Origin of the sequence: Bauldia sp. (assembly GCF_965232525.1) — a bacterium.
Classification (GTDB): Bacteria; Pseudomonadota; Alphaproteobacteria; order Rhizobiales; family Kaistiaceae; genus Bauldia.
The window spans coordinates 749220-769933 of record NZ_OZ246980.1; the positions used below are offsets into that span (position 1 = coordinate 749220).

21 protein-coding genes are annotated in these 20714 nt (G+C 65.0%); 5 read left to right on the forward strand and 16 right to left on the reverse strand.

The genetic code is table 11. From position 1 onward, the window contains the following. Window positions 1-4: 4 nt before the first annotated feature. From ACO076_RS03570 to ACO076_RS03580, 3 genes are all read right to left on the reverse strand, one after another. Window positions 5-769: an SDR family oxidoreductase gene (locus ACO076_RS03570; RefSeq protein WP_421725361.1), complete on the reverse strand. Its 765-nt coding sequence runs from the start codon at window positions 767-769 to the stop codon at window positions 5-7. Between the two features lie 99 nt (window positions 770-868). Next, entirely contained in the window at window positions 869-1984 is a 1116-nt protein-coding gene (ald, locus tag ACO076_RS03575) for an alanine dehydrogenase (protein WP_421725362.1), read from the reverse strand. Between the two features lie 108 nt (window positions 1985-2092). Further along, window positions 2093-2788 carry a DUF2461 domain-containing protein gene (locus ACO076_RS03580; RefSeq protein WP_421725363.1) on the reverse strand — a complete coding sequence of 232 codons (696 nt, stop codon included), beginning with the start codon at window positions 2786-2788 and terminating at the stop codon, window positions 2093-2095. 108 nt (window positions 2789-2896) lie between these two features. Between ACO076_RS03580 and ACO076_RS03585 the strand changes: the two genes are divergently transcribed. Next, the gene (locus tag ACO076_RS03585) at window positions 2897-3283 is read left to right on the forward strand and encodes a hypothetical protein (protein WP_421725364.1); all 387 of its coding nucleotides are present in this window, start codon (window positions 2897-2899) and stop codon (window positions 3281-3283) included. 123 nt (window positions 3284-3406) lie between these two features. Here ACO076_RS03585 and ACO076_RS03590 read toward each other — a convergent pair whose 3' ends face one another. The 10 genes from ACO076_RS03590 to ACO076_RS03635 form a co-directional block, all read right to left on the reverse strand. Continuing rightward, a complete protein-coding gene (locus ACO076_RS03590; protein WP_421725365.1) occupies window positions 3407-4411 on the reverse strand; it encodes an ABC transporter substrate-binding protein in 1005 nt (334 codons plus the stop codon). A 16-nt stretch (window positions 4412-4427) separates the two neighbouring features. Further along, window positions 4428-5588, reverse strand: a complete 1161-nt coding sequence (locus ACO076_RS03595; RefSeq protein WP_421725366.1) for an ABC transporter permease — start codon at window positions 5586-5588, stop codon at window positions 4428-4430. After that, complete coding sequence (locus ACO076_RS03600) at window positions 5585-6517, reverse strand: ABC transporter permease (protein ID WP_421725367.1); 933 nt, start codon at window positions 6515-6517, stop codon at window positions 5585-5587. The genes ACO076_RS03595 and ACO076_RS03600 overlap by 4 nt, the downstream gene beginning before the upstream one ends. 27 nt (window positions 6518-6544) lie before the next feature. Beyond that, complete coding sequence (locus ACO076_RS03605; RefSeq protein ID WP_421725368.1) at window positions 6545-7342, reverse strand: ABC transporter ATP-binding protein; 798 nt, start codon at window positions 7340-7342, stop codon at window positions 6545-6547. Beyond that, window positions 7339-7764, reverse strand: a complete 426-nt coding sequence (locus tag ACO076_RS03610) for an NUDIX hydrolase (RefSeq protein WP_421725369.1) — start codon at window positions 7762-7764, stop codon at window positions 7339-7341. Before ACO076_RS03610 ends, ACO076_RS03605 begins: the two co-directional genes overlap by 4 nt. 6 nt (window positions 7765-7770) lie before the next feature. Next, window positions 7771-9225: a dihydropyrimidinase gene (gene hydA / locus ACO076_RS03615; RefSeq protein WP_421725370.1), complete on the reverse strand. Its 1455-nt coding sequence runs from the start codon at window positions 9223-9225 to the stop codon at window positions 7771-7773. A 123-nt stretch (window positions 9226-9348) separates the two neighbouring features. Then, window positions 9349-9546, reverse strand: coding sequence for a hypothetical protein (locus ACO076_RS03620; protein WP_421725371.1), 198 nt, complete (start codon window positions 9544-9546; stop codon window positions 9349-9351). A 248-nt stretch (window positions 9547-9794) separates the two neighbouring features. Continuing rightward, window positions 9795-10190 (reverse strand): nuclear transport factor 2 family protein, encoded by a 396-nt coding sequence (locus tag ACO076_RS03625; protein WP_421725372.1) that lies wholly within the window; start codon window positions 10188-10190, stop codon window positions 9795-9797. 106 nt (window positions 10191-10296) lie between these two features. Then, window positions 10297-10911, reverse strand: coding sequence for a hypothetical protein (locus ACO076_RS03630; RefSeq protein WP_421725373.1), 615 nt, complete (start codon window positions 10909-10911; stop codon window positions 10297-10299). Between the two features lie 10 nt (window positions 10912-10921). Next, the gene (locus ACO076_RS03635) at window positions 10922-12172 is read right to left on the reverse strand and encodes a Zn-dependent hydrolase (RefSeq protein WP_421725374.1); all 1251 of its coding nucleotides are present in this window, start codon (window positions 12170-12172) and stop codon (window positions 10922-10924) included. A 184-nt stretch (window positions 12173-12356) separates the two neighbouring features. On the opposite strand from ACO076_RS03635, the gene ACO076_RS03640 reads away from it, so the two are divergent. After that, a complete protein-coding gene (locus ACO076_RS03640; protein WP_421725375.1) occupies window positions 12357-12752 on the forward strand; it encodes an endonuclease domain-containing protein in 396 nt (131 codons plus the stop codon). 252 nt (window positions 12753-13004) lie between these two features. Here the strand turns inward: ACO076_RS03640 and ACO076_RS03645 are convergent, their stop codons facing one another. Further along, complete coding sequence (locus ACO076_RS03645) at window positions 13005-14501, reverse strand: CoA-acylating methylmalonate-semialdehyde dehydrogenase (RefSeq protein WP_421725376.1); 1497 nt, start codon at window positions 14499-14501, stop codon at window positions 13005-13007. A gap of 75 nt (window positions 14502-14576) precedes the next feature. After that, on the reverse strand, window positions 14577-15935 hold the full coding sequence (locus ACO076_RS03650) for an aspartate aminotransferase family protein (protein WP_421725377.1): 1359 nt from the start codon (window positions 15933-15935) through the stop codon (window positions 14577-14579). Window positions 15936-16581: 646 nt separating this feature from the next. On the opposite strand from ACO076_RS03650, the gene ACO076_RS03655 reads away from it, so the two are divergent. Continuing rightward, a complete protein-coding gene (locus ACO076_RS03655; protein ID WP_421725378.1) occupies window positions 16582-17232 on the forward strand; it encodes a TetR family transcriptional regulator C-terminal domain-containing protein in 651 nt (216 codons plus the stop codon). Window positions 17233-17416: 184 nt separating this feature from the next. Beyond that, window positions 17417-18955: an MFS transporter gene (locus ACO076_RS03660; RefSeq protein ID WP_421725379.1), complete on the forward strand. Its 1539-nt coding sequence runs from the start codon at window positions 17417-17419 to the stop codon at window positions 18953-18955. 71 nt (window positions 18956-19026) lie between these two features. On the opposite strand, the gene ACO076_RS03665 is transcribed toward ACO076_RS03660, so the two are convergent. Continuing rightward, the gene (locus ACO076_RS03665; RefSeq protein WP_421725380.1) at window positions 19027-19665 is read right to left on the reverse strand and encodes a class I SAM-dependent methyltransferase; all 639 of its coding nucleotides are present in this window, start codon (window positions 19663-19665) and stop codon (window positions 19027-19029) included. Between the two features lie 86 nt (window positions 19666-19751). Here ACO076_RS03665 and ACO076_RS03670 point away from each other — a divergent pair, with 86 nt between their 5' ends. Beyond that, window positions 19752-20672: a LysR family transcriptional regulator gene (locus ACO076_RS03670; protein ID WP_421725381.1), complete on the forward strand. Its 921-nt coding sequence runs from the start codon at window positions 19752-19754 to the stop codon at window positions 20670-20672. Window positions 20673-20714 lie beyond the last annotated feature (42 nt).

Sequence of the window (20714 nt, forward strand, 5' to 3'; positions counted from 1 at the left end):
CGTCTCACACCCGGTTGATCGAGACGCCGCCATCGACCAGAACCGCGGCCCCGGTCATGAAGCTCGCGTCATCGGACGCCAGATGGAGGACCGAGCGGGCGATCTCCTCCGGCCGCGCCAGGCGTTTGAGCGCATGGAGCCCCTCGGCAAAGGCGAGCGTCTCCGGCGTGTTGGCGTAAGCACGCCCCATCGGTGTGTCGGTCCCGCCTGGCAGAATCGCGTTCACCCTTATGCCCTGGGCACCGAACTCGCTGGCAAGCACCTGAGTCAGGCCAATCAGGCCGGCTTTGCTGGCGGCATAGGCGGCCATCCCCGGCATGCCGGCGGAATAACCAACGAAGGTCGAGTTGAAGATGATCGACCCGGCGCCGCGCTGAAGCATCGCCGGGATCTGCGCCCTGGCGCCGAGGAAGGCGCTGGTGAGATTAGTATCGAGCATATCGTGCCAGGCTTCGACGGTGAGGTCGGGCGTCGGCACCGCCTCACCCATCGTTCCGGCGTTGTTGAAAGCGATGTCGAGGCCGCCGAAGCGATTGACCGCCGCATCGACCAGCGCCTGCGCCAGATCACTGTCCTTGGCATCGCCCGAGATCGCGGCCGCTTCGCCGCCGCTGTTCCGGATCTCCTCGACCAGCGTGTCGAGCGGATCGCGCCGCCGGGCGCTAACCACGACCTTAGCGCCTTCGTCGGCAAACAATCGCGCCGTGGCCCGCCCGATGCCGGAACTCGCGCCGGTGACGATGGCAACCTTGTCATTCAGTCTTCCCATGATGTCGAAACCCTCTTTGACAGACGTGTTGGGCTTCGAAATCTCAGCTCCCCGGTTGGATCGCCACCCGATTCCTGCGGTTGCCGACGATTTTGGCGGTCACGTCGCTAACAACTGATCCGGCTCGTCGAAGGGCAGATCAAGGCTTTCGGCGACACCACGGTGGGCGATCCGTCCGGCGTGGACGTTGAGCCCTTCGAGCAAATGCGGGTTGGCACCGAGCGCTTCCAGGCCCGCGTCGGCGATGGCGAGACCGAAGGGCAGCGTGGCGTTGTTCAGCGCTTCGCTCGAGGTCAGCGGTACCGCGCCGGGCATATTGGCGACGCAGTAGTGAACGATCCCGTCGACCACATAGGTCGGCTCTTCGTGGGTGGTCGGCCGCGAGGTTTCGAAGCACCCGCCCTGATCGATCGCGACATCGACCAGCACCGCGCCGGGCTTCATGCCGGCGAGCATCGCCCGGCTGACCAGTTTCGGCGCCGAGGCACCTGGGATGAGAACCGCGCCGACCACGATGTCGGCCGAGAAGACTTCCTCGCGGATCGCTTCCAGAGTCGAATAACGGGTCTTGACCCGGCCCTGGAACAGGTCATCCAGGTCGCGCAATCGCGGCAGCGATCGATCGACAATGATGACTTCCGCCCCAAACCCGACGGCGATCTGCGCCGCTTGGGTACCGACCACGCCGCCGCCGATGACCGACACTTTGCCCGGCGGGACACCCGGCACCCCGCCGAGTAGAATCCCACGGCCACCATTCGGCTTTTCCAGCGCTGTCGCGCCGGCCTGGATTGACAGCCGGCCAGCCACTTCGCTCATCGGCGCCAGAAGGGGCAACCCGCCGCGACTGTCGGTGACCGTCTCGTACGCGACCGCCGTTACGCCGGACTCCATCAGCCCCGCTGCCTGTTCAGGGTCAGCGGCGAGGTGCAGGTAAGTGAACAGGATCTGGTCGGGTCGGAGCTGCGCCCATTCCTCCGGCTGCGGTTCCTTGACCTTGACGATCATGTCGGTGCCATCGAACACCGCCGCCGCCGTCGGAACGATAGTACCGCCAGCCGCCGCATACACATCGTCGCCAGCGTTGATCCCGGTCCCGGCACCAGCCTCGACCAGCACTTCATGACCGTGTGCCACGTACTCGACCACCGCCGCCGGCGTCAGCCCAACGCGAGCCTCGCCGACCTTGATTTCCCTGGGAACACCGACTCGCATCGCCAGACCCTCCTTCGTCGGCGGGGACGCCGACACATCGGTCGGTATTCTAGCGCCATATGGGGTTAGCGTCGCTCGGAACCGACAAGGGCTCCGGTGCGATCCGGCTCAGGCAAACACGTTGCGGTCGAGCCAGCGGATCAACGGCATCGACGCCTTGACGTGGGTCATAACCGTATCGACCGCCTTCGCGCTGAACAGGCCCTTCACCATCGGCTGATGGCCGCTCATCACGACGATACCCTTGCGGCGGAGCAGGGTCGCCACCGGCTCGTCTACTTCGAAGCCGCGCGGCACCCGGGCCAACTGCGGCTCGCCGATCGTCGCTCCGTCCTTCTCCGCCTTGGCCAGTGCGGCGAGCAGGTCCTTGGCGCCACTGCCGGAGGTCACCGCGTCGCGGTAGGCGTCCAGTTGAGCCGGCTCGAAGGCCCAATGGCCGGCGCCGTAGCCCCAGTGATCCGCCGACAGGCTGATATGGAAGCCGGGCGATCTGTTAGGATGGTCGCCCGCCCAAAAGACCAGATGCAGCGAATTCGAATACGGCCGCTTGTCCTTGGAGAAGCGAACGTCCCGATTGATCCGCCGCAGCGAACCGTTGACCTTGGGCACCGCCTGAAGCGGCGGTTCGAGCTTGGCCAGCGGCGGCGCCATCGCCTCGATAAACGCGAGGGTCGGTTCGACGAAGGCGGCCTTGTAGAGATCGCGATGCGCCTCGAACCACTCTTTGTTATTGTTCTTCGCCAATTGATCGAGAAAGCCCGGAAGGTCCGGACTCAAGTGTAGTTTGCGAGGACCCTTGTTCATCCGCCGTCTCCTGTCATCCCCTGTCACGATGCTGCCGCGTGGCATCTTGGCTTATTTCACCGTTCAGTTTAACGCATCGGATGGCACGTGGAAGCCGGAAGTGACGCCATGCTGACATCGGACGACAGTGACAAGCGGGCGTGGCTCGATCTCGCCGAGAGCCTGGTCGAGACGGAAGACGGCGTCGCCCGCGGCAAGATGATGTCGTCGGACGCCGTCACCTTCGGCGGCAAAGTCTTCGCCTTTTTCACCACCAAGGGCCGCTTCGCCGGCTTGGGTGTGCGCCTCGGGCGCGACCTCGACGTCTTTTCGTTGAAACTGACCGACTGGGAATATCTGGCACCATTCAAGTCGAAGCCGCCGATGATGGACTGGATCCTGATCGGCCCTGCGGACCGCGACCGATGGCCCGAGATGGCCCGGCTGGCGCTCGATCTGATGCGCTCAGCGGCAGAAACGAAGGCGGCTAAGAAACGCGCCAAGTCGGCAAAGTAAGCTGGCCCGCCGCAGCTAAACTACCTGTGTGACGGATATCCGATCACGGATTGGCTTGCTGGACGACTACAAAAGGAACAGGCGCTCGAAAGCGCCTGTTCGGATCAGTGGTCTGCGGGAGAGCTATTCGACCGCCAGCCCGGCCTTTTCAGTCACGGCATGTGTCCAGGCGCCCTGAGGCACCTCGGTGATGACCGGGTCGGACCCCCCGGCGAGCAGGATCTCGACGGTCCGCTCGTAGTCGCCGGGATGGAGAACGCCGTTGGAACCGGCGGTGAGCTTGTTGATCTCGCCCATCATTCGCTGCTGATGGTTCTCGGTCTGGGCGCCGGTATCGTCGTTTTCCAGAACGATCTCGGCAGCCTCTTCCGGGTTCTCGCGAGCATATTCCCACCCCTTCATCGTCGCCGTGACGAAGCGCGCCATGGCATCGACGAACGCGGGGTCATCCAGGTTTTCCTCGAGAACGTAGAGCCCGTCCTCGAGCGTCGCGACGCCCAGCTCGTCATACTTGAAGACGACGAGTTCATCCTCGGGGATGCCGGCATCGATAACCTGCCAATACTCGTTGTAGGTCATGGTCGAGATGCACTCGGCCTGCCGCTGCAGCAGCGGATCGACGTTGAAACCCTGCTTGATCACGGTGACGCCGTCGGCGCCGCCGTCGGTCGGGATGTCGAGCCGCGACATCCACGACAGGAACGGATACTCGTTGCCGAAGAACCAGACGCCGAGTGTCTTGCCGCGAAAGTGCTGCGGATCGGTGATCCCGTGATCTTCGTGACAAGTCAGCATCATGCCGGAACGTTTGAACGGCTGGGCGATATTGACCAGCGGCACGCCGCGCTCGCGGGCCGCCAGCGCCGCCGGCATCCATTCGACGACCACGTCGGCGCCGCCGCCGGCTATCACCTGGGGCGGGGCTATGTCGGGACCGCCCGGGAGGATGGTAACGTCGAGGTCTTCTTCCTCGTAGAAGCCCTTGTCCTTGGCCACGTAGTAACCGGCAAACTGCGCCTGAGTGACCCATTTCAGCTGTAAGGTGATCTCGTCGGCGGCCGAAGCCGATGCCAGGCCCAGCCCGCTGCCGAGAGTGGCCGCCAGCGTGGCGGTCAAGAGTTTGTTCATTGCTGACTTCTCCTTGTTAAGCCTTTCTGATCGTCGCCCCGCGGCTGACGTGCTGGAACGATGGATGCCAGAAGGTAACCAAGCGTTCCAGAAGTGCCAAACTGCCATAAAACACGGAGCCGGCTAACGCCGCCACTGCAATTTCGGCCCACACCATGTCGATCGCCAATCGACCGACCTCGGTGGAAATGCGGAAGCCCATACCGACGATCGGCGTGCCGAAAAACTCGGCTACGATGGCGCCGATCAGGGCAAGCGTCGAGTTGATCTTGAGTGCGTTGAAAATGAACGGCAACGCCGCCGGCAGGCGTAGTTTGATCAGCGTTTGCCAGTAGTCGGCCGCATAGGTTTTCATCAGATCGCGCTGCATGCGATCGGCGGTCGCCAGTCCCTGCACCGTGTTCACCAGCATGGGGAAAAAGGTCATGATGACCACCACCGCCGCCTTCGACGGCCAGTCGAAGCCGAACCACATCACCATGATCGGCGCCATGCCGATGATCGGCAGGGCGGAGACGAGGTTCCCGACCGGCAGCAGGCCGCGTTTCAGGAACGCGTTGCGATCGGTGATGATGGCGATGACGAAGCCGCTTGCGCAGCCGATGGCGTAGCCGGCGAGCACCGCCTTCAGGAACGTCTGGTTGAAGTCGGCCCACAGGATGTCGGTCGAGGTTGCGATCCGTGCCCAGATCGCACTCGGGGCGGGTAGAAGGACTGGAGGGACGCCGGCGCCGCGGACAATCACTTCCCACAGGAACAGAAGCCAGACGCCGAAGATGAGCGGCACCAGGACCTTCAGCGCGAGCGACGCGAGACGCCCGGCCGGCGCGAGTTCGGATAGGCCGGAGACCAGCCGCCAGGCCAGCAACCACAGCGCGATCACCAGCCCCCAGAAGCCCCAGGACGCGGTTTGGTCGACCAGCGGCAGGACCGATACCAGGGTGACATAGGCGCCGACGTGAACGACGACCAGCAGGACGATGTCGGTGATCCGTGGCGGGATGGGCGCAACGGCCATCACCGCGCCTGCCGCCAGAAGCACGACCATGACGATCGGCAGGCCACCAAGTCCCAGCAACCCAACCGGCGCATCCGCACCGCCAAGCGGCAGAACGACCGCAGCCACCAGCGCCACCAGCGCCCCGACCGGTAGCCAGAGATCGCCACTGCGGATCATGTCGGTCGCGCGCCCATGCGCCGCATGACGAACCGGCTGACCAGGCCGACCAGCCCAACCAGGACCGCGGCTAGCACCGCGGCGGTGATCAGAGCTGACCAGATCTGCACCGTCTGCCCGTAGTAGGAGCCGGTGAGCAGCCGGGCGCCGAGGCCGGCGGTGGCGCCGGTCGGTAGTTCGCCGACGATGGCGCCCACCAGGCTCGCGGCGATCGCCACCCGCATCGACACGAACAGATACGGCACCGACGACGGCCAGCGCAGCTTCCAGAAGGTTTGGGCGCGACTGGCGCTATAGGTACGCATCAGGTCGAGATTGATGAGGTCCGGCGAGCGCAGGCCCTTCACCATACCGACGGTCACCGGGAAGAACGACAGATAGGTGGAGATGATTGCCTTCGGCAGCAGCCCGGTCAGTCCGATCGATGCGAGCACGACGATAACCATCGGCGCGATGGCGAGGATTGGGATCGTCTGCGATGCCACGACCCAGGGCATCAGGCTCTTGTCGAGGCTGGCGACGTGCACGATCGCGGTCGCAAGACAGATGCCGAGAAACGTGCCCATCAGAAAGCCGAGCAGGGTCGACGACAGCGTCACCCAGCCGTGGAAGAGCAGGCTGCGCTTCGACGTCGGCGCGGTCTGGAAGATGGTCTTGTAAAGCTCCGCGCCGACCTGATGGGGCGCCGGCAATACCGGCCGCTCCTGCGCCCAGGTCGCCTCGATGAATTCAATGGTGGTCGGCGTGACGTCGGCGCGCTCGAACACCTCGCGCTGCCACTGCGCGTTCATGAAAATCGCGGCGATGTACCAGATAACGATGATCGCGGCGATAACGACGGTGACCGCCACCACCTTGCTGCGCAGGAATCGGGCGATCAGGCTCGGCCCGGCGGGCGCATGCTCTGCGGTGGCGGTCGCTGTGGTCATCGCTGTTTCCGCGATCTAGGCGCGCCCTCAGTCGTCATAGCTGTGCCCCGCCCTGAGGCCTTCCCGCACCCGGTGCGCCATCCTCACGAACTCCGGCGTCTCGCGGATGTTGAGGGTCCGGTCGCCGGGCAGGTCAGACGGGATCACGTCGTAGACCCGACCCGGGCGGGGCGACATCACCACGATCTTGGTCGACAGGAACACCGCCTCGGGAATCGAGTGAGTGACGAACACCACCGTCTTCTTGGTCTTCGCCCAGAGCTGCAGCAGCTGTTCGTTGAGGTAATCGCGGACGATCTCGTCGAGGGCCCCGAACGGCTCGTCCATGAGCAAAAGGTTCGGCTCCACCGCCAGCGCCCGGGCGATTGACACCCGTTGCTGCATCCCGCCGGAAAGCTGCCACGGAAATTTGCGCTCGAACCCGGTGAGGTTCACCAGCGCCAGATTGTCGGCGATCCGTCGGTCGCGCTCGGCTCTGGGCAGCCCCATGATTTCCAAGGGCAAGGCGACGTTGCGGGCGATGGTCCGCCATGGGTAGAGCGCGGCCGCCTGAAAGACATACCCATAAGCGCGGGCCTCCCGCGCCGCCTGTGGTGTCACTCCATCGACGGTGATCGAACCGCTGGTCGGCTGCTCGAGGTCGGCGATCACCCGCAGTAGCGTTGTCTTGCCGCAACCCGACGGGCCGATCAGCGACACGAAGGCGCCCGGCTCCACGTCGAGATCGATGTTGGACAGCGCCTCCACGGGCCCGTCACTGGTCTGGAAGGTGAGCCCGAGTCCCTTGATCGCGATCACCGGGGTCGTTGCGTCGGCGGTACTCATGCCGCCGCCCCGAGCAAGGCCGTCAGATGCCGCGCCATGGGCAAGACCCGGTCCCGGGTCAGCGGCGCCAGCGGTAGATCGCCGGGCGCATCGGGATCGACCCAGGCAACCTCGGCGATCTCGCGCTTTGGCGTCGCGGCGACGTTGACGCGGGTGCCGAACAGGTGGGCAACGACGGTCGCACCGGGTTCGTTCGCCGCCGGCGCGCGCTGCACGCCGTGTTGGGACAGTGTCGATGGATCGAGGACGATGCCAACTTCCTCGGCGACCTCGCGAACCAGCGCGTCAGCCGGTGTCTCGTCCGGCTCGACTTTGCCGCCGGGCTGCATGAAGGCCGCCGTTCCGTGCTTGCGCACCAGCAGCATCCGGCCCCGCCGGTCAATCAGCATCGCCGCGGCGATGACGATGGGAGCCCCTCCCATGGGCGGTTAAACGCCGGCCGGCATGTTCTTCTCGGAGCGCTCGACCGGCTGCGGCGTGGTCAGCGCCTTCCACGACGACAGCGCCTCGTGGATCGGCGGGTTCGGTGGCCGCTCGACATATTGGCCGCGACCGTCCTCGGCGGTGACCTTATCGTCCTCGAAGACGATGTCGCCGCGCGACAGGGTGTAGCGCGGCAGGCCTGTCACCTCGATTCCCTCGAAAACATTGTAGTCGATCACCGACATCTGCTTGGCGGCGGTGATCCGCTTCTTCTTCTCCGGATCCCAGACGACGATGTCAGCATCGGCGCCGACGGCGATCGCCCCTTTGCGCGGATAGATGTTGAGGATCTTGGCGATGTTGGACGACGTCACCGCGACGAACTCGTTCATGGTCAGCCGGCCGGTGTTGACGCCCCTCGTCCACAGCACCGGCATCCGGTCTTCCAGGCCGCCGGTGCCGTTCGGGATCTTGGTGAAGTCGCCGATTCCCATGCGCTTCTGTTCCGACGTGAACGCACAATGGTCGGTGGCGACCACCTGCAGCGACCCCGACGCAAGCCCGGCCCACAGTGAATCCTGGTTCACCTTGTTGCGGAAGGGCGGGGACATCACCCGCCGCGCCGCGTGGTCCCAGTCCTGGTTGAAATACTCGGATTCATCGAGGGTGAGATGCTGGATCAGCGGCTCGCCGAACACCCGGCGACCGAGCGAGCGCGCCCGGCGGATCGCCTCGTGCGCCGCCTCGCAGGAGACGTGCACGACATAGAGCGGCACGCCGGCCTGATCGGCGATCATGATCGCCCGGTTGACCGCCTCGCCCTCGACTTCCGGCGGCCGCGAGAAGGCGTGACCCTCCGGCCCGGTGGTGCCGATCTCCATGTATTTCTGCTGCAACCGCGCGACCACGTCGCCGTTCTCGGCGTGAACCAGCGGCATCGCGCCCAGTTCGCCGCAGCGCAGGAACGACTGATACATCTCGTCGTCGTTCACCATCAGCGCACCCTTGTAGGCCATGAAGTGCTTGAAGGTGTTGATGCCGCGCTTGACGACTTCCTCCATCTCCTTCCACACCGGCTCGTCCCACCAGGTGATCGCCATGTGGAAGGAATAGTCGGCCGCCGCCTTGCCGGCCTTCTGGTGCCAGGTCTGCAGCGCTTCGATCAGCGACTCGTTGATGCCGGGGAGTACGAAGTCGACGGTCATGGTGGTGCCGCCGGAGATACCCGCCTTGGTGCCGGTGGAGAAATCGTCGGCGGAATAGGTGCCCATGAAGGGCATTTCCATGTGGGTGTGCGGGTCGATACCGCCAGGCATGATGTAGCAGCCGACCGCGTCGACCACCTTGTCGCCGGAGAGGTTCTTGCCGATCGCGCTGATCGTCTCGCCCTCGATCAGAACATCGGCGGGGAAGCTGGTATCGGCGGTGACCACCGTCCCGCCCTTGATCACTGTCGACATGGGAATCTCCTTACTGGTGGCACACGTCGCGGAACCGGTAACAAGACCGTGGGGCGCCCTGCCTGCGGCGGCGACGAGAGCGGATCGGCAGCGAGAGCGCCAAACCGATGTCTCGGATGACGCTCAACTCTCGACCAGATCGAGCCGCTTCTCGATGCGAGAAATCCGTTCATCCATCCTGTCGAGCCGGTTTGACAGGTTGGCGTACTGCTGTTCGAGGATACCGAGCCGGCCTTTGATCTCACGCAAGTCCTCGCTGTGGCGGTCCTGCGTTTCACGGATCGCCCGCAGATGCTCGAGAACGATATTGTCCGCTGCCATGACCGTTGCTCCGGCGTCGAGCGCCTTGTGCTTAAACTTAGTGAAACCGGCCTTTCTCTACAATCTCGATCGATTGGTGTTGGCACGCCCCCGCTCAGGCCGCTCCTCGAATCGCGCCGACCAACCTCACCCCCCGTGCCGGGGCGAGAGCAGCGCTTGGCCGACGGAGCCGACCCTGGCGGCGCGAGAGGGGGGTGTCGCCGGTTGATCGAAACCGCCATCACGCCATCGCTTCGCGCATCGAAGTCCTATTCATCGTCACCGTTGTCATCGTCCTGATCGTCGGTCTCGATCGTCGTCTGGTCGGCGAACATGCTGGCTATAAACACGCCCTCGAATGTGAACACATAGTCGAGCTTGCGGTTGACGAGCACGGTTCCATCGGCGGCCTTGGCGAGTTCCTGAACCCGCGCCCGGGTCTTCCCGGCCCCGACGTCGATGGTCATCGGCGCGATCCTGAGATCGGTCTCCTTCCACGCCTTTTCCCAGTAGGCCCCAAGTTCCAACCGTCCCGTCCGGCGCTCATGGGTCGCCTCGTCGCGCCAGGCGACATCGGGGGCGAAGTGTTCCAGCGTCCCCTCGAGGTCTCGTTGGTTGAAGGCGCTGAACATCTGCATGAGGATGGCGCGGGCATCGGCTGTCATCGGGCGGTCTCCATTCGCAACGCGTGGACGGCTTGGATAGCGCCAACCAGCGCCGCGGTCACGCCACAATCTCCGCCGAGCCAAGGGTATCTGAGTGTCATATCGGTCACCCAGCGTCATTGCCGACAGCCGCACATCGCGACGCGAACATCTCGAACTCGCGGACGTTGGCCTGACCGGCTGCGTGAAGTTGCAGGTACCCAGGTGGCCCATGCACCTCGAACCTCGGACCGGAACTTAGAGCTTCGAGAACGCGTTCGCGGTCGACGTCCGTATCGTAGACACCCTTCCAGCTGTAACCCTCCGCATCGGCTCGCGTTATGCTGTAGAGCCTGAAGGAAACCGAAATTCTCTCCGGGAATCTCGCATCCGGGTTACCTGTCAGCAGCACCGTTGGTTGGAAAACGCCCCCGTAGAACGAACCTATACCAATCGCTGTGTATTCAAAAACGACACCGGCCGTTCGTTCGGCGCACACAAACCTGATAATCGGGCACCCGCCATCGGGCTCACTACAAAAATCCTTGTCTAGATCCAGCCGAACGAAATCATCCTTCGCCGTCGCAACAACGTCGACGGCAAGCGGCTTCTGCTGCGCGAGAGCCGCGTCACTCAAGAGCGCGAACAACAGGGCCAGACCGAGCCCGACAGTCCAAAGGCGCTCTCCGACACCGCGCTGCGGCGCTCCTATCGGCGCGAGACGGGGGTAATCCGCCGTCATCCGACGCACCTCACTCCACGATCTCCGCCGTCTCCAGCGCCGCGTGAAACAACACGTCGGCGCCGGCGGTCGCCCACTCCTTGGTGATGTCCTCGTCCTCGTTGTGGGAGAGGCCGTCGACACACGGGCACATCACCATCGCAGTCGGCGCGACGCGGTTGATCCAGCAGGCGTCGTGGCCAGCGCCGGAGACGAGGTTGCGGTGGGAATAACCGAGCCGGTCGGCGGCATTGCGCACCGCGGTGACGCAGCCTTCATTGAAGGTGACCGGGTCGAAATGGCCGGCGACCTCGATCTCGATGCCGAGCCCGAGCTCCTCGGCAATCTTCGGCGCCTCTGTCTCGACCCGGGCCTTCATCGCATCCAGCGTCGCCTGATCCGGGGAACGAATGTCGACGGTGAACACCACCTTGCCGGGGATGACGTTGCGCGAGTTCGGATAGACGTCCACATGACCGATGCCGCCGACCGCGGCCGGCTGGTTGTCCATCGCGATCTGCTGGACCAGCTCGGCGATCCGGGCGAAGCCGAGCCCGGCGTTCTTGCGCATCGGCATCGGCGTCGAGCCGGTGTGGGCTTCCTTGCCGGTCAGCGTGATCTGCAGCCACCAGAGCCCCTGCCCGTGGGTGACGACGCCGATGTCCTTGCCTTCCGCTTCGAGGATCGGCCCCTGCTCGATGTGCAGTTCGAATAGCGCGTGGAACGGCCGACCGCCGACCGGCTCCGGCCCCCTGAAGCCGATCCGTTCTAGTTCGTCGCCGAAGCGCTTGCCGTCGTGATCGGTGCGGTCATAGGCCCAATCGACTTCATGCATACCGGCGAAAACCCCGGAGGCCAGCATCGCCGGGGCGAAACGGGTGCCTTCCTCGTTGGTCCAGTTGACCACCTCGATCGGGTAGCGGGTCTTGATGCCGAGGTCGTTCATCGTGCGCACGGCTTCGAGCGCACCGAGCACGCCGAGCACGCCGTCATAACGGCCGCCGGTCGGCTGAGTGTCGAGGTGGCTACCGATCACCACAGGCGGCAGCGACGGATCGGTGCCTTCGCGGCGGGCGAACATCGTCCCCATCTGGTCGACGGTGACGGTCATGCCGGCGTCTTCGCACCAGCGCTGGAACAGCCGCCGCCCCTCGGCGTCGTCGTCGGTCAACGTCTGGCGGTTGTTACCGCCACGCACCCCGGGCCCGATCTTGGCCATCGCATGGATCGCATCCCACAGACGGTCGCCGTTGATCCGCAAATTGTCAGCGGGTGTCGTCATTTTTTCCGATGCTCCCTTGAAGCGCGGACTTGTCCGAGCCGCCAAATCCCCTCCTGTGCCGGGCAGGTTGGATCGGAGCCACCGCGAATCCCTCCCCGTTTTTCGGGGAAGAGAGAACGTTCGAAGGACGGTGGGTGGGATCAATCAACTTCGCAGAATATACCCACGCTGTAGAATGGCCCTCATGGCCAACCAACGCGCCCGTTATCTTCGCAAGACGATGACCCCTCAGGAGGTCAAACTCTGGGTGCACCTGCGAACTTGGCGCACGATCGGCATCCACTTCCGCCGGCAAGCGCCTGTCAACGGTCAGGTCGTGGATTTCCTTTGCCGTCGAAGCCGACTTGTCGTCGAAATCGACGGCAGCGGCCACGCTCGACACCGTCAAGCAGCAATCGACCGCTCTCGCGACAAAATTTTGGCCGCGGCGGGTTATCGCGTCATTCGTTTCTGGAATCGCAATGTCGACACCAATTTGCAAGGCGTCCTCGACACTATCCGGATTGCGGTCGAGAACGCCGCGAACCCCACCCGTCCGGCGCTGCGCGCCGGCCACCCTCCCCAGATTGGGGAGGGATGACGCGTTACCGCCGAGTCCCCGGCTCGATCGGCTACGCCGGCCGACAATGTCCCGTGAAGTCGACACCGCATATCCCTCCCCGTTTTCGGGGAGGGGGGACCATGCGTAGCATGGTGGGTGGGGCTGAACGACCTGACAACAAACCATTCCGCTGCCGAGCAAGATTCTGTCCCCGACTGCATCAGGGAGGGGACCGCCCGAAGGGTGGTGGGTGGGGTCGATGCTACCAGCCGCCAAATCCAACAAAGCCCCCTAGTTCATCGTCGGGAAGTTGAATACCGCGCCCGACTTGATCCCCTCCGGCCAGCGGGAGGTGATCGTCTTCAGCCGGGTGTAGAAGTGGACGCCCTCCGGCCCGTAGATGGCATGATCGCCGAACAGGGATCGCTTCCAGCCGCCGAATGAGTGGTAAGCGACCGGCACCGGGATCGGCACGTTGATCCCCACCATGCCGACCTCGATCCCGTCGGCGAAGGTGCGCGCCGCGTCGCCGTCGCGGGTGAAGATGGCAGTGCCGTTGCCGTATTCGTGGTCATTGATCAATTTGACGGCATGCTCGTAGGAGGGGCTGCGCACCACCGAGAGCACCGGACCGAAGATTTCTTCCTTGTAGATCCGCATGTCGGGGGTGACGCGATCAAAAAGCGTGCCACCGACGAAGTAGCCGTTCTCGAAGCCTTGCGCCCGGAAGCCGCGACCGTCGACCACAAGGTCGGCACCCGCCTCGACCCCGCTGTCGATATAGCCGAGCACCTTCTCCTGGTGCTCCTTGGTGACCAGCGGCCCCATCTCCGCCTCCGGGTCGCTGGCCGGCCCGATCCGCAAGGCCCGCACCCGCGGCGCCAGCGACTCCACCAGCTTGTCAGCGGTTTCCTCGCCGACCGGTACCGCCACGGACACGGCCATGCAGCGCTCGCCGGCCGAACCGTACCCAGCGCCCATCAGCGCGTCGGCGGCCTTGTCCATATCAGCGTCGGGCATCACCACCATGTGGTTCTTGGCGCCGCCAAGCGCCTGCACCCGTTTGCCGTGGTGAGTCCCGGTCCGGTAGACATATTCGGCAATCGGGGTCGAACCGACGAAGCTCACCGCCTTGATATCGGGATGGGTGAGAATGGCGTCGACCACTTCCTTATCGCCGTGGACGATGTTGAGCACCCCGTCGGGGAAGCCCGCCTCGCGGAACAACTCGTAGATGACGCTCGACGCCGACGGATCCCTCTCCGACGGCTTGAGCACGAAGGTGTTGCCGCAGGCGATCGCCACCGGATACATCCACATCGGCACCATCGCCGGAAAGTTGAACGGGGTGATCCCGGCGACGACGCCGAGCGGCTGCCGGTCGGAATGGGTGTCGACAGCCGGCCCCACCAGCCGCGAGAACTCGCCCTTCAAGAGCTGCGGAATGCCGCAGCAGAACTCGACCACTTCAATGCCGCGCTGCACCTCGCCCACCGCGTCGCCATGGGTCTTGCCGTGCTCGGCCGAGATCGCGTCGGCGATCCGGTCGATGTTATGATCGAGCAGGTGCTTGAAGCGGAACATGTGCCGCGCCCGGCGCAGCGGTGTGGTGCTGGCCCAGTCCGGCAGCGCCGCCTTGGCCGCTTCCACGGCATCGTTCAATTCGCCCGCGGTCGACAGCGGCAGGATGGCGCTCTGTTCGCCGGTCGCCGGATTGAACACCGGCGCGGTCCGTTCGCTCGCCGACTGCACCGCCTTGCCGTCGATGATGTTGGAAATGGTCTGCATCTTGCCGGGGTCTCCTCGCCTTTTCTCGACGGAATAAAAATTCCAACTGTATTGAGACGGAACGTTTGTTCCGATCTAGTCCAGCGTCTTAAGGATGCCTCCCAGCGTGTCAAACAGGAAATCGATCTCCGGCTTGTCGATGATCAGCGGCGGCGACAGGGCGATGATGTCGCCGGTGGTGCGGATCAGCAGGCCCGCCTCGAAAGCGGCGAGGAAAGCGCTGAACGCCCGCTTGGTCGGCGCGCCGGCGATCGGCTCGAGTTCGACCGCGCCGACCAGTCCACAATTGCGCACGTCGATGACATGGGGCAGGTCCTTGAGGCTGTGGAGCCCGTCGGCCCAGTGATCGGCGAGCTCCGCCCCGCGGGTCAGCAGCCCTTCCGCCTCGTAGACATCGAGCGTCGCCAGTCCGGCAGCGGAGGCGACCGGATTGCCGGAATAGGTGTAGCCGTGGAAGAACTCGATCAGGTGCTCCGGCCCGGTCATGAAGGCATCGTAGATGTCCTTCTTCACGAACACCGCGCCCATCGGCACGATGCCGTTGGTCACCCCCTTCGCGGTCAGTACGATGTCCGGCGTGACGCCGAAATAATCGAAGGCGAACGGCGTCCCGAGGCGGCCGAAACCGGTGATCACCTCGTCGAAGATCAAAAGAATCCCATGCTTGTCGCAGATGTCCCTGAGCCGCTGGAGATAGCCTTTTGGCGGCACCAGCACGCCGGTGGAGCCGGCCACCGGCTCGACGATCACCGCCGCGATGGTCGACGGGTCGTGCAGGGTCGCGATCCGTTCGAGGTCGTCGGCGAGTTCGGCGCCGTGCTCCGGCTCGCCGCGCGAAAAGGCGTTGCGGTCGAGGTCGTGGGTGTGGCGCATATGGTCGACGCCCGTGAGCAGGGTGCCGAAATGCTTGCGGTTGGCGACGATGCCGCCCACCGAGATGCCGCCGAAATTGACGCCGTGATAGCCGCGTTCGCGCCCGATCAGCCGGGTCCGCGCCCCCTCGCCTTTCACCCGGTGATAAGCCAGCGCGATCTTCAGCCCGGTCTCGACCGACTCCGAGCCGGAATTGGTGAAGAACACATGGTCGATCCCCGGCGGCATATAGGTGGTGAGCCGCGCCGCGAGCTCGAAGACCTTGGGATGGCCCATCTGGAAGGCCGGGGCGTAATCGAGTTCGCGGACCTGTTGGCCGACCGCATCGGCGATCGACTCCCGCCCGTGGCCGGCATTGACGCACCACAGCCCGGCGGTCCCGTCGAGCACCTTGCGGCCGTCGGACGCGCGGTAGTACATGCCCTTGGCGCCCACCAGAAGGCGCGGCGTCTGCTTGTATTGCCGGTTCGCGGTGAACGGCATCCAGAAGGCTTCGAGATTGTTGGTGGCGAGGCCGCCGGGGCGCGGCGCGGGCGCGCTGGCGGGTTCGGTCACGGCCATCGTTTATCCTCTCCCTGACACCGTTTCAGGCGCCGCCGGCCGTTTGCACGGGCCCGGCTTTTCTTCTACGAGGAAACGGCGAGATTTCCTGACCAAATGGTCAAGAGAAACCTAGACAAGTTCCAATGGCCGCTCAAGGCCGTTTTGGTGTCGACCGGTTGGCCAAAGCCGGGGAGGAAAGCCATGGGTGTCGACGGTCCCGGCGACGGCAACGGCTTCGGCCATTTCGCAGCGGTGAAACCGCAAATCCCTCCCCGTTGTGGGGAGGGGGGACCATGCGCAGCATGGTGGGTGGGGTCCGAAGGCAATCCCGCGTCCCGGTCGACCGGCCACCGCCGATGATGCTATCCAACCCCCCTCTCGCGCGGCCATCTGTTTGCAACGCCGGCGCTCACGCGTCCGTTTCGCCCCTGAAAACGATCCTCACCCCACCCGACCGGCACTTCGTGCCGGCCACCCTCCCCAATCTGGGGAGGGATGAGACGCTGAAGCCAATCCTGGTCACCATTGAGTGGCCTCGGTCGGGATCGCCGTGTTGGGGCGACGCAACGGCGAATCCCTCCCCGCCCGGCGGGGAGGGGGGACCGTCCGGAGGACGGGGGGTGGGGCTTGACCGCGCCACGCCATATGCATCGGCACCCGCCCCATGAGCCTCGCCACCTCTGCCCCGCGCGCCGGGCGCACCGCGCGGCGCACCCGCATCCAGGCCAGGAACGAAGCCCGGATTCTCGACGCCGGTCTTGAGCTGTTCTCCACCTATGGTTTCCGCGGCGCTACCGTCGACCAGATCGCCACCCGCGCTGGCATGACCAAACCCAACCTGCTCTATTATTTCCGCCGCAAGCAGGACATTTACCTTGCGGTCCTCAACCGGACACTGGCGATGTGGCTGAAGCCGCTGGAGGACCTCGACCCCGACGGTGATCCGGCCGCCGAACTCACCGCCTATATCGACCGCAAGCTGGAGATGAGCCGCGACAAACCGGAAGCCTCGCGGCTCTTCGCCATGGAGGTGATGCAGGGCGCGCCGGTGCTCGGCCCTGTGCTGTCAGGGCCGCTGAAAGACCTGGTCGACGACAAGGCGGCGGTGATCCGGGGCTGGATCGACGCCGGTCGCCTGGCGCCGGTCGACCCCCATCACCTGATCTTCCTGATCTGGGCGACCACCCAGCACTACGCCGACTTCGACACCCAGATCCGCGCCGTCCTCGGCCCCGACGCCACGACCGGCGACCGACACTTCGCCACCGCCCGCGCGACCCTGGAGCGCGTATTTTTGGGTGGGGTCGAGGGGTAGGGCGAGGTTAGCGTCTTGATTGCCTGAGGCGCGAGGGCGGCCCGAGCCTCGAAAGACGCACGTCGCCACGATCCCCTCACCCGCCCACGACGTCCCATCGACCCGCTGGCCGCCCTCGCCGGTGGCGCACGAACCGCTGATGCGCCAGTATCGATGGTCCAAGATCGGCGGAAGTGAGCCCCGCATGACCCGAAATCTCGTGGCCGGCGTCGCGACGTTGCTGTTCGCCGCCTTCACCATCGGTCTCGACCTGACCGGCGTTCTCCTCCTGACGGCGTCGATCGAGAACGAATTCACCGTCGACATCACCACCACCCAATGGGTGCTCAACCTTTATGCGCTGACCTATGCCGTCTTGATGATCACCGGCGGCCGACTCGGCGATATGTACGGCCGCCGGCGGATGATGCTGATCGCCACGGGCCTGTTCGCGGTGGCCTCGATCGGATGCCTGTTCGCTCCGACCATCGGATGGCTGATCGCCGCCCGCGGCGTGCAAGGCGCCGGCGCCGCGATGATGTGGCCGTCCATTCTGGCGATCGGCGCCAATCTCGTGCCGGCCGAGCGACGCGGCTGGATCATGGGCCTGATCCTCGCCGGTGTGACCAGCGGCAATGTCTTTGGCCCGCTGATCGGCGGTTTCGTCGCCTGGGTCGGCGACTGGCGGCTGTTCTTCCTGGTCAACCTGATGATGGCGATCGTCGTCGCGCTTCTCGTCTTGCGCTTCCTGCCGAAGGATCCGCCGGAAACCGCCGGCCAGCGCGTCGACGTCGTCGGAATCGCGCTCCTGGCGGGCGCGGTCGGCGCGTTGCTTTATGGCCTCGATGTCGGCCCGGATTGGGGATGGGCGTCTCTCGCCATCGTCGGCATCTTTGTTCTCAGCGCTGTGCTCTTTGTTCTCTTCCCGCTGGCGGAACACCGGGTCGCCGACCCGATGGTGCCGCCGCCCCTGATGCAGAACCGCGATTTCCTGCTGGCGCTCACCACCAACGGCCTGCTCGTGCCATCGATCTTCCTCGCCTTCCTGTATTTCCCGCAGTATTTCCAAAAGGTGCTGGGATGGTCGGTGCTGGCGGCGTCGTTCGGCATGCTGCCGTTGATGGTGCTCCTGTCGGTCGGCGCGATCCTGGCGGGGCGCCTATACGATTCCATCGGACCGCGGCGGCTGTTGCTGGCCGGCTATGTCCTGATCGCCCTCGGCGGCGCCTGGATCGTGGTGCTGCCATCGGGCTGGGGGTATGTCGCCATGGTACCGGCGATGGTGCTGATCGGCTTGGGCGGCGCCATGGGTGTCGGATCGGCGGGTACGGTCGCCGTCAGTGCCGTCGCCCCGACCCGCACCGGCGTTGCCGGTGGGCTATCGTTCACGGTCCATCTGGCCTGCGGCGCGGTCGGCGTCGCCGGCGGCACCGCGATCCTTTACCTCTCCAGCACACAGACCTTGCAGCGCGGTTTGAGCGAGGCCGGCATCGCCGTGACGCCGGCCGATCAGGCAACCTTGAACGCCGCCGCCCCCGGCGCCGACGCGACAGCCCGGATTCTCGGCACCTTCACCACCGAGACGGCCACCGCGATCCAGAACCTCATGACCACCAGCTTTGCCCAGGGCCTCAGCCACGCCTACTGGCTGGCGCTTGGCGCGGCGCTCGTCGGCCTCGTCTGCGTCATCGCCATCGACGAGAAGAAACTGAAGAATGCCGACGCCGCCGCGCCGAAGACCTGACCGGCAAAAGCCAGCGGGAGGAGACTACACCGCAGAAGGCTTCCCACCTGTCGCCGCCATCCCTCAGAACACTAATCCTTCCGCGCCACCACATACCGGCTCGGCGGCGAGGCGGGGTAGTTGCCCGTCTCGATGATCTTGAAGCCGTGCGCGGTGATCCTGCCCTCCAGTTCCGGGATCGTCATGAAGTTCACGTAGGGCGCCTTGCCGAGGCACTGCATGATCGGCAGGGCGAGCCGCATCACCCGGTACTTGAACGTGGTTCCGGGGCCGGACAGGCAGATAGTCTTGGAGATGAACAGACCGCCCGGCTTCAGCATGCGGTTGAACCGGTCGAGGGCGGCGTCGAGGTCCTCCAGCAGGTGGAGGAGGTTCAGCGCCATCACCACGTCGTAGGGTTCGCCGACGAGGGAGTCGTCCAGCACGTCGGCGGTGACGAAGCGGACATTGGCGACGCCCTGCTCGCGCGCCTTGTCGGTGCCGATCCGGGTCATGTTGGCGGAGATGTCGCTGGCGGTGATCGCGCCGGCGTGCTCGGCCAGAAGCAGGGCGGTCGAGCCGCTGCCGCTGCCGACCTCGAGAAGCCGGTCGGTCGGCCTTAGATACGTCTTGGTCCGGCCGAGCGAATAGGTGTAGGCGTCCATGTCCTTGATAGGAGAGGCGGCGTATTTCTCGGCGACCCCGTCCCAGAATTTTGCTGATGTCTGCATAGCCATCGTCCTTTCGAGAGACACCCTACCCATGCAATTCCGCGATAGGAATTGCCCGAATGCGTTGATTGGATATACAAAAACGCATGAATTGGCAGGCCATCGCCTTCAACTGGAACCAGGTGCGAGCCTTTCTGGTCACCGCCGAGGAGGGCTCGCTGTCCGCCGCCTCGCGGGCACTGGGGCTCACCCAGCCGACGCTCGGGCGCCAGGTGGCCGCGCTTGAAGCCGACCTCGGCGTCGTCCTGTTCGAGCGGGTCGGCCGCTCCCTGACCCTCACCCCCTCCGGCCTGGAGCTGCTCGATCACGTGCGGGCGATGGGCGAAGCCGCCAGCCGCATATCGCTGACAGCATCGGGCCAGTCGCAGACCGTCGAGGGCCGGGTGCTGATCACTGCCGCCGACGTGATGTCCGCCTATCTCCTGCCGCCGGCGGTGAAGCGGCTGCGCGACATCGCCCCGCTGCTCGAAATCGACATCGTCGCAGCCAATGAGATCCGCGACCTGCAGCGGCGCGAGGCGGACATCGCCATCCGTCACGTGCGGCCCGAGCAGCCGGACCTGATCGCCCGGCTGGTGCGGGATGCCAAGGGCCGGTTCTACGCGGCGAGCAGCTATCTCGACCGCCGCGGCCGGCCGAAGACCCGCGCCGAACTGGCGCAGCACGATTTCATCAGTTTCGGTGACCCTGATCGGGTGCTCGAATATCTGGAGCCGTTCGGTCTCGGCCTCACCCGCGCCAATTTCCGCCTCGGCTCGAAGAGCGGTGTCGTTGCCTGGGAGATGGCGAAGAGCGGCCTCGGCATCGTGACGATGTCCGACGAGGTCGGAGAGATGACCCCCGGCGTCGAGGCCGTGCAGGTCGATCTCGATCCCTTCCTCTTCCCGATCTGGCTCACCACCCACCGGGAACTCCACACCAGTCGCCGCATCCGGCTGGTGTTCGACCTGCTGGCGGATTTTTTATCGAAGCCACAGGGGGCGGGCTCGGCGGCGGGATATGGGTAGTGTTCGCAAAGCAACCATTGCCAGTCGACTGCTTCTCAGGCC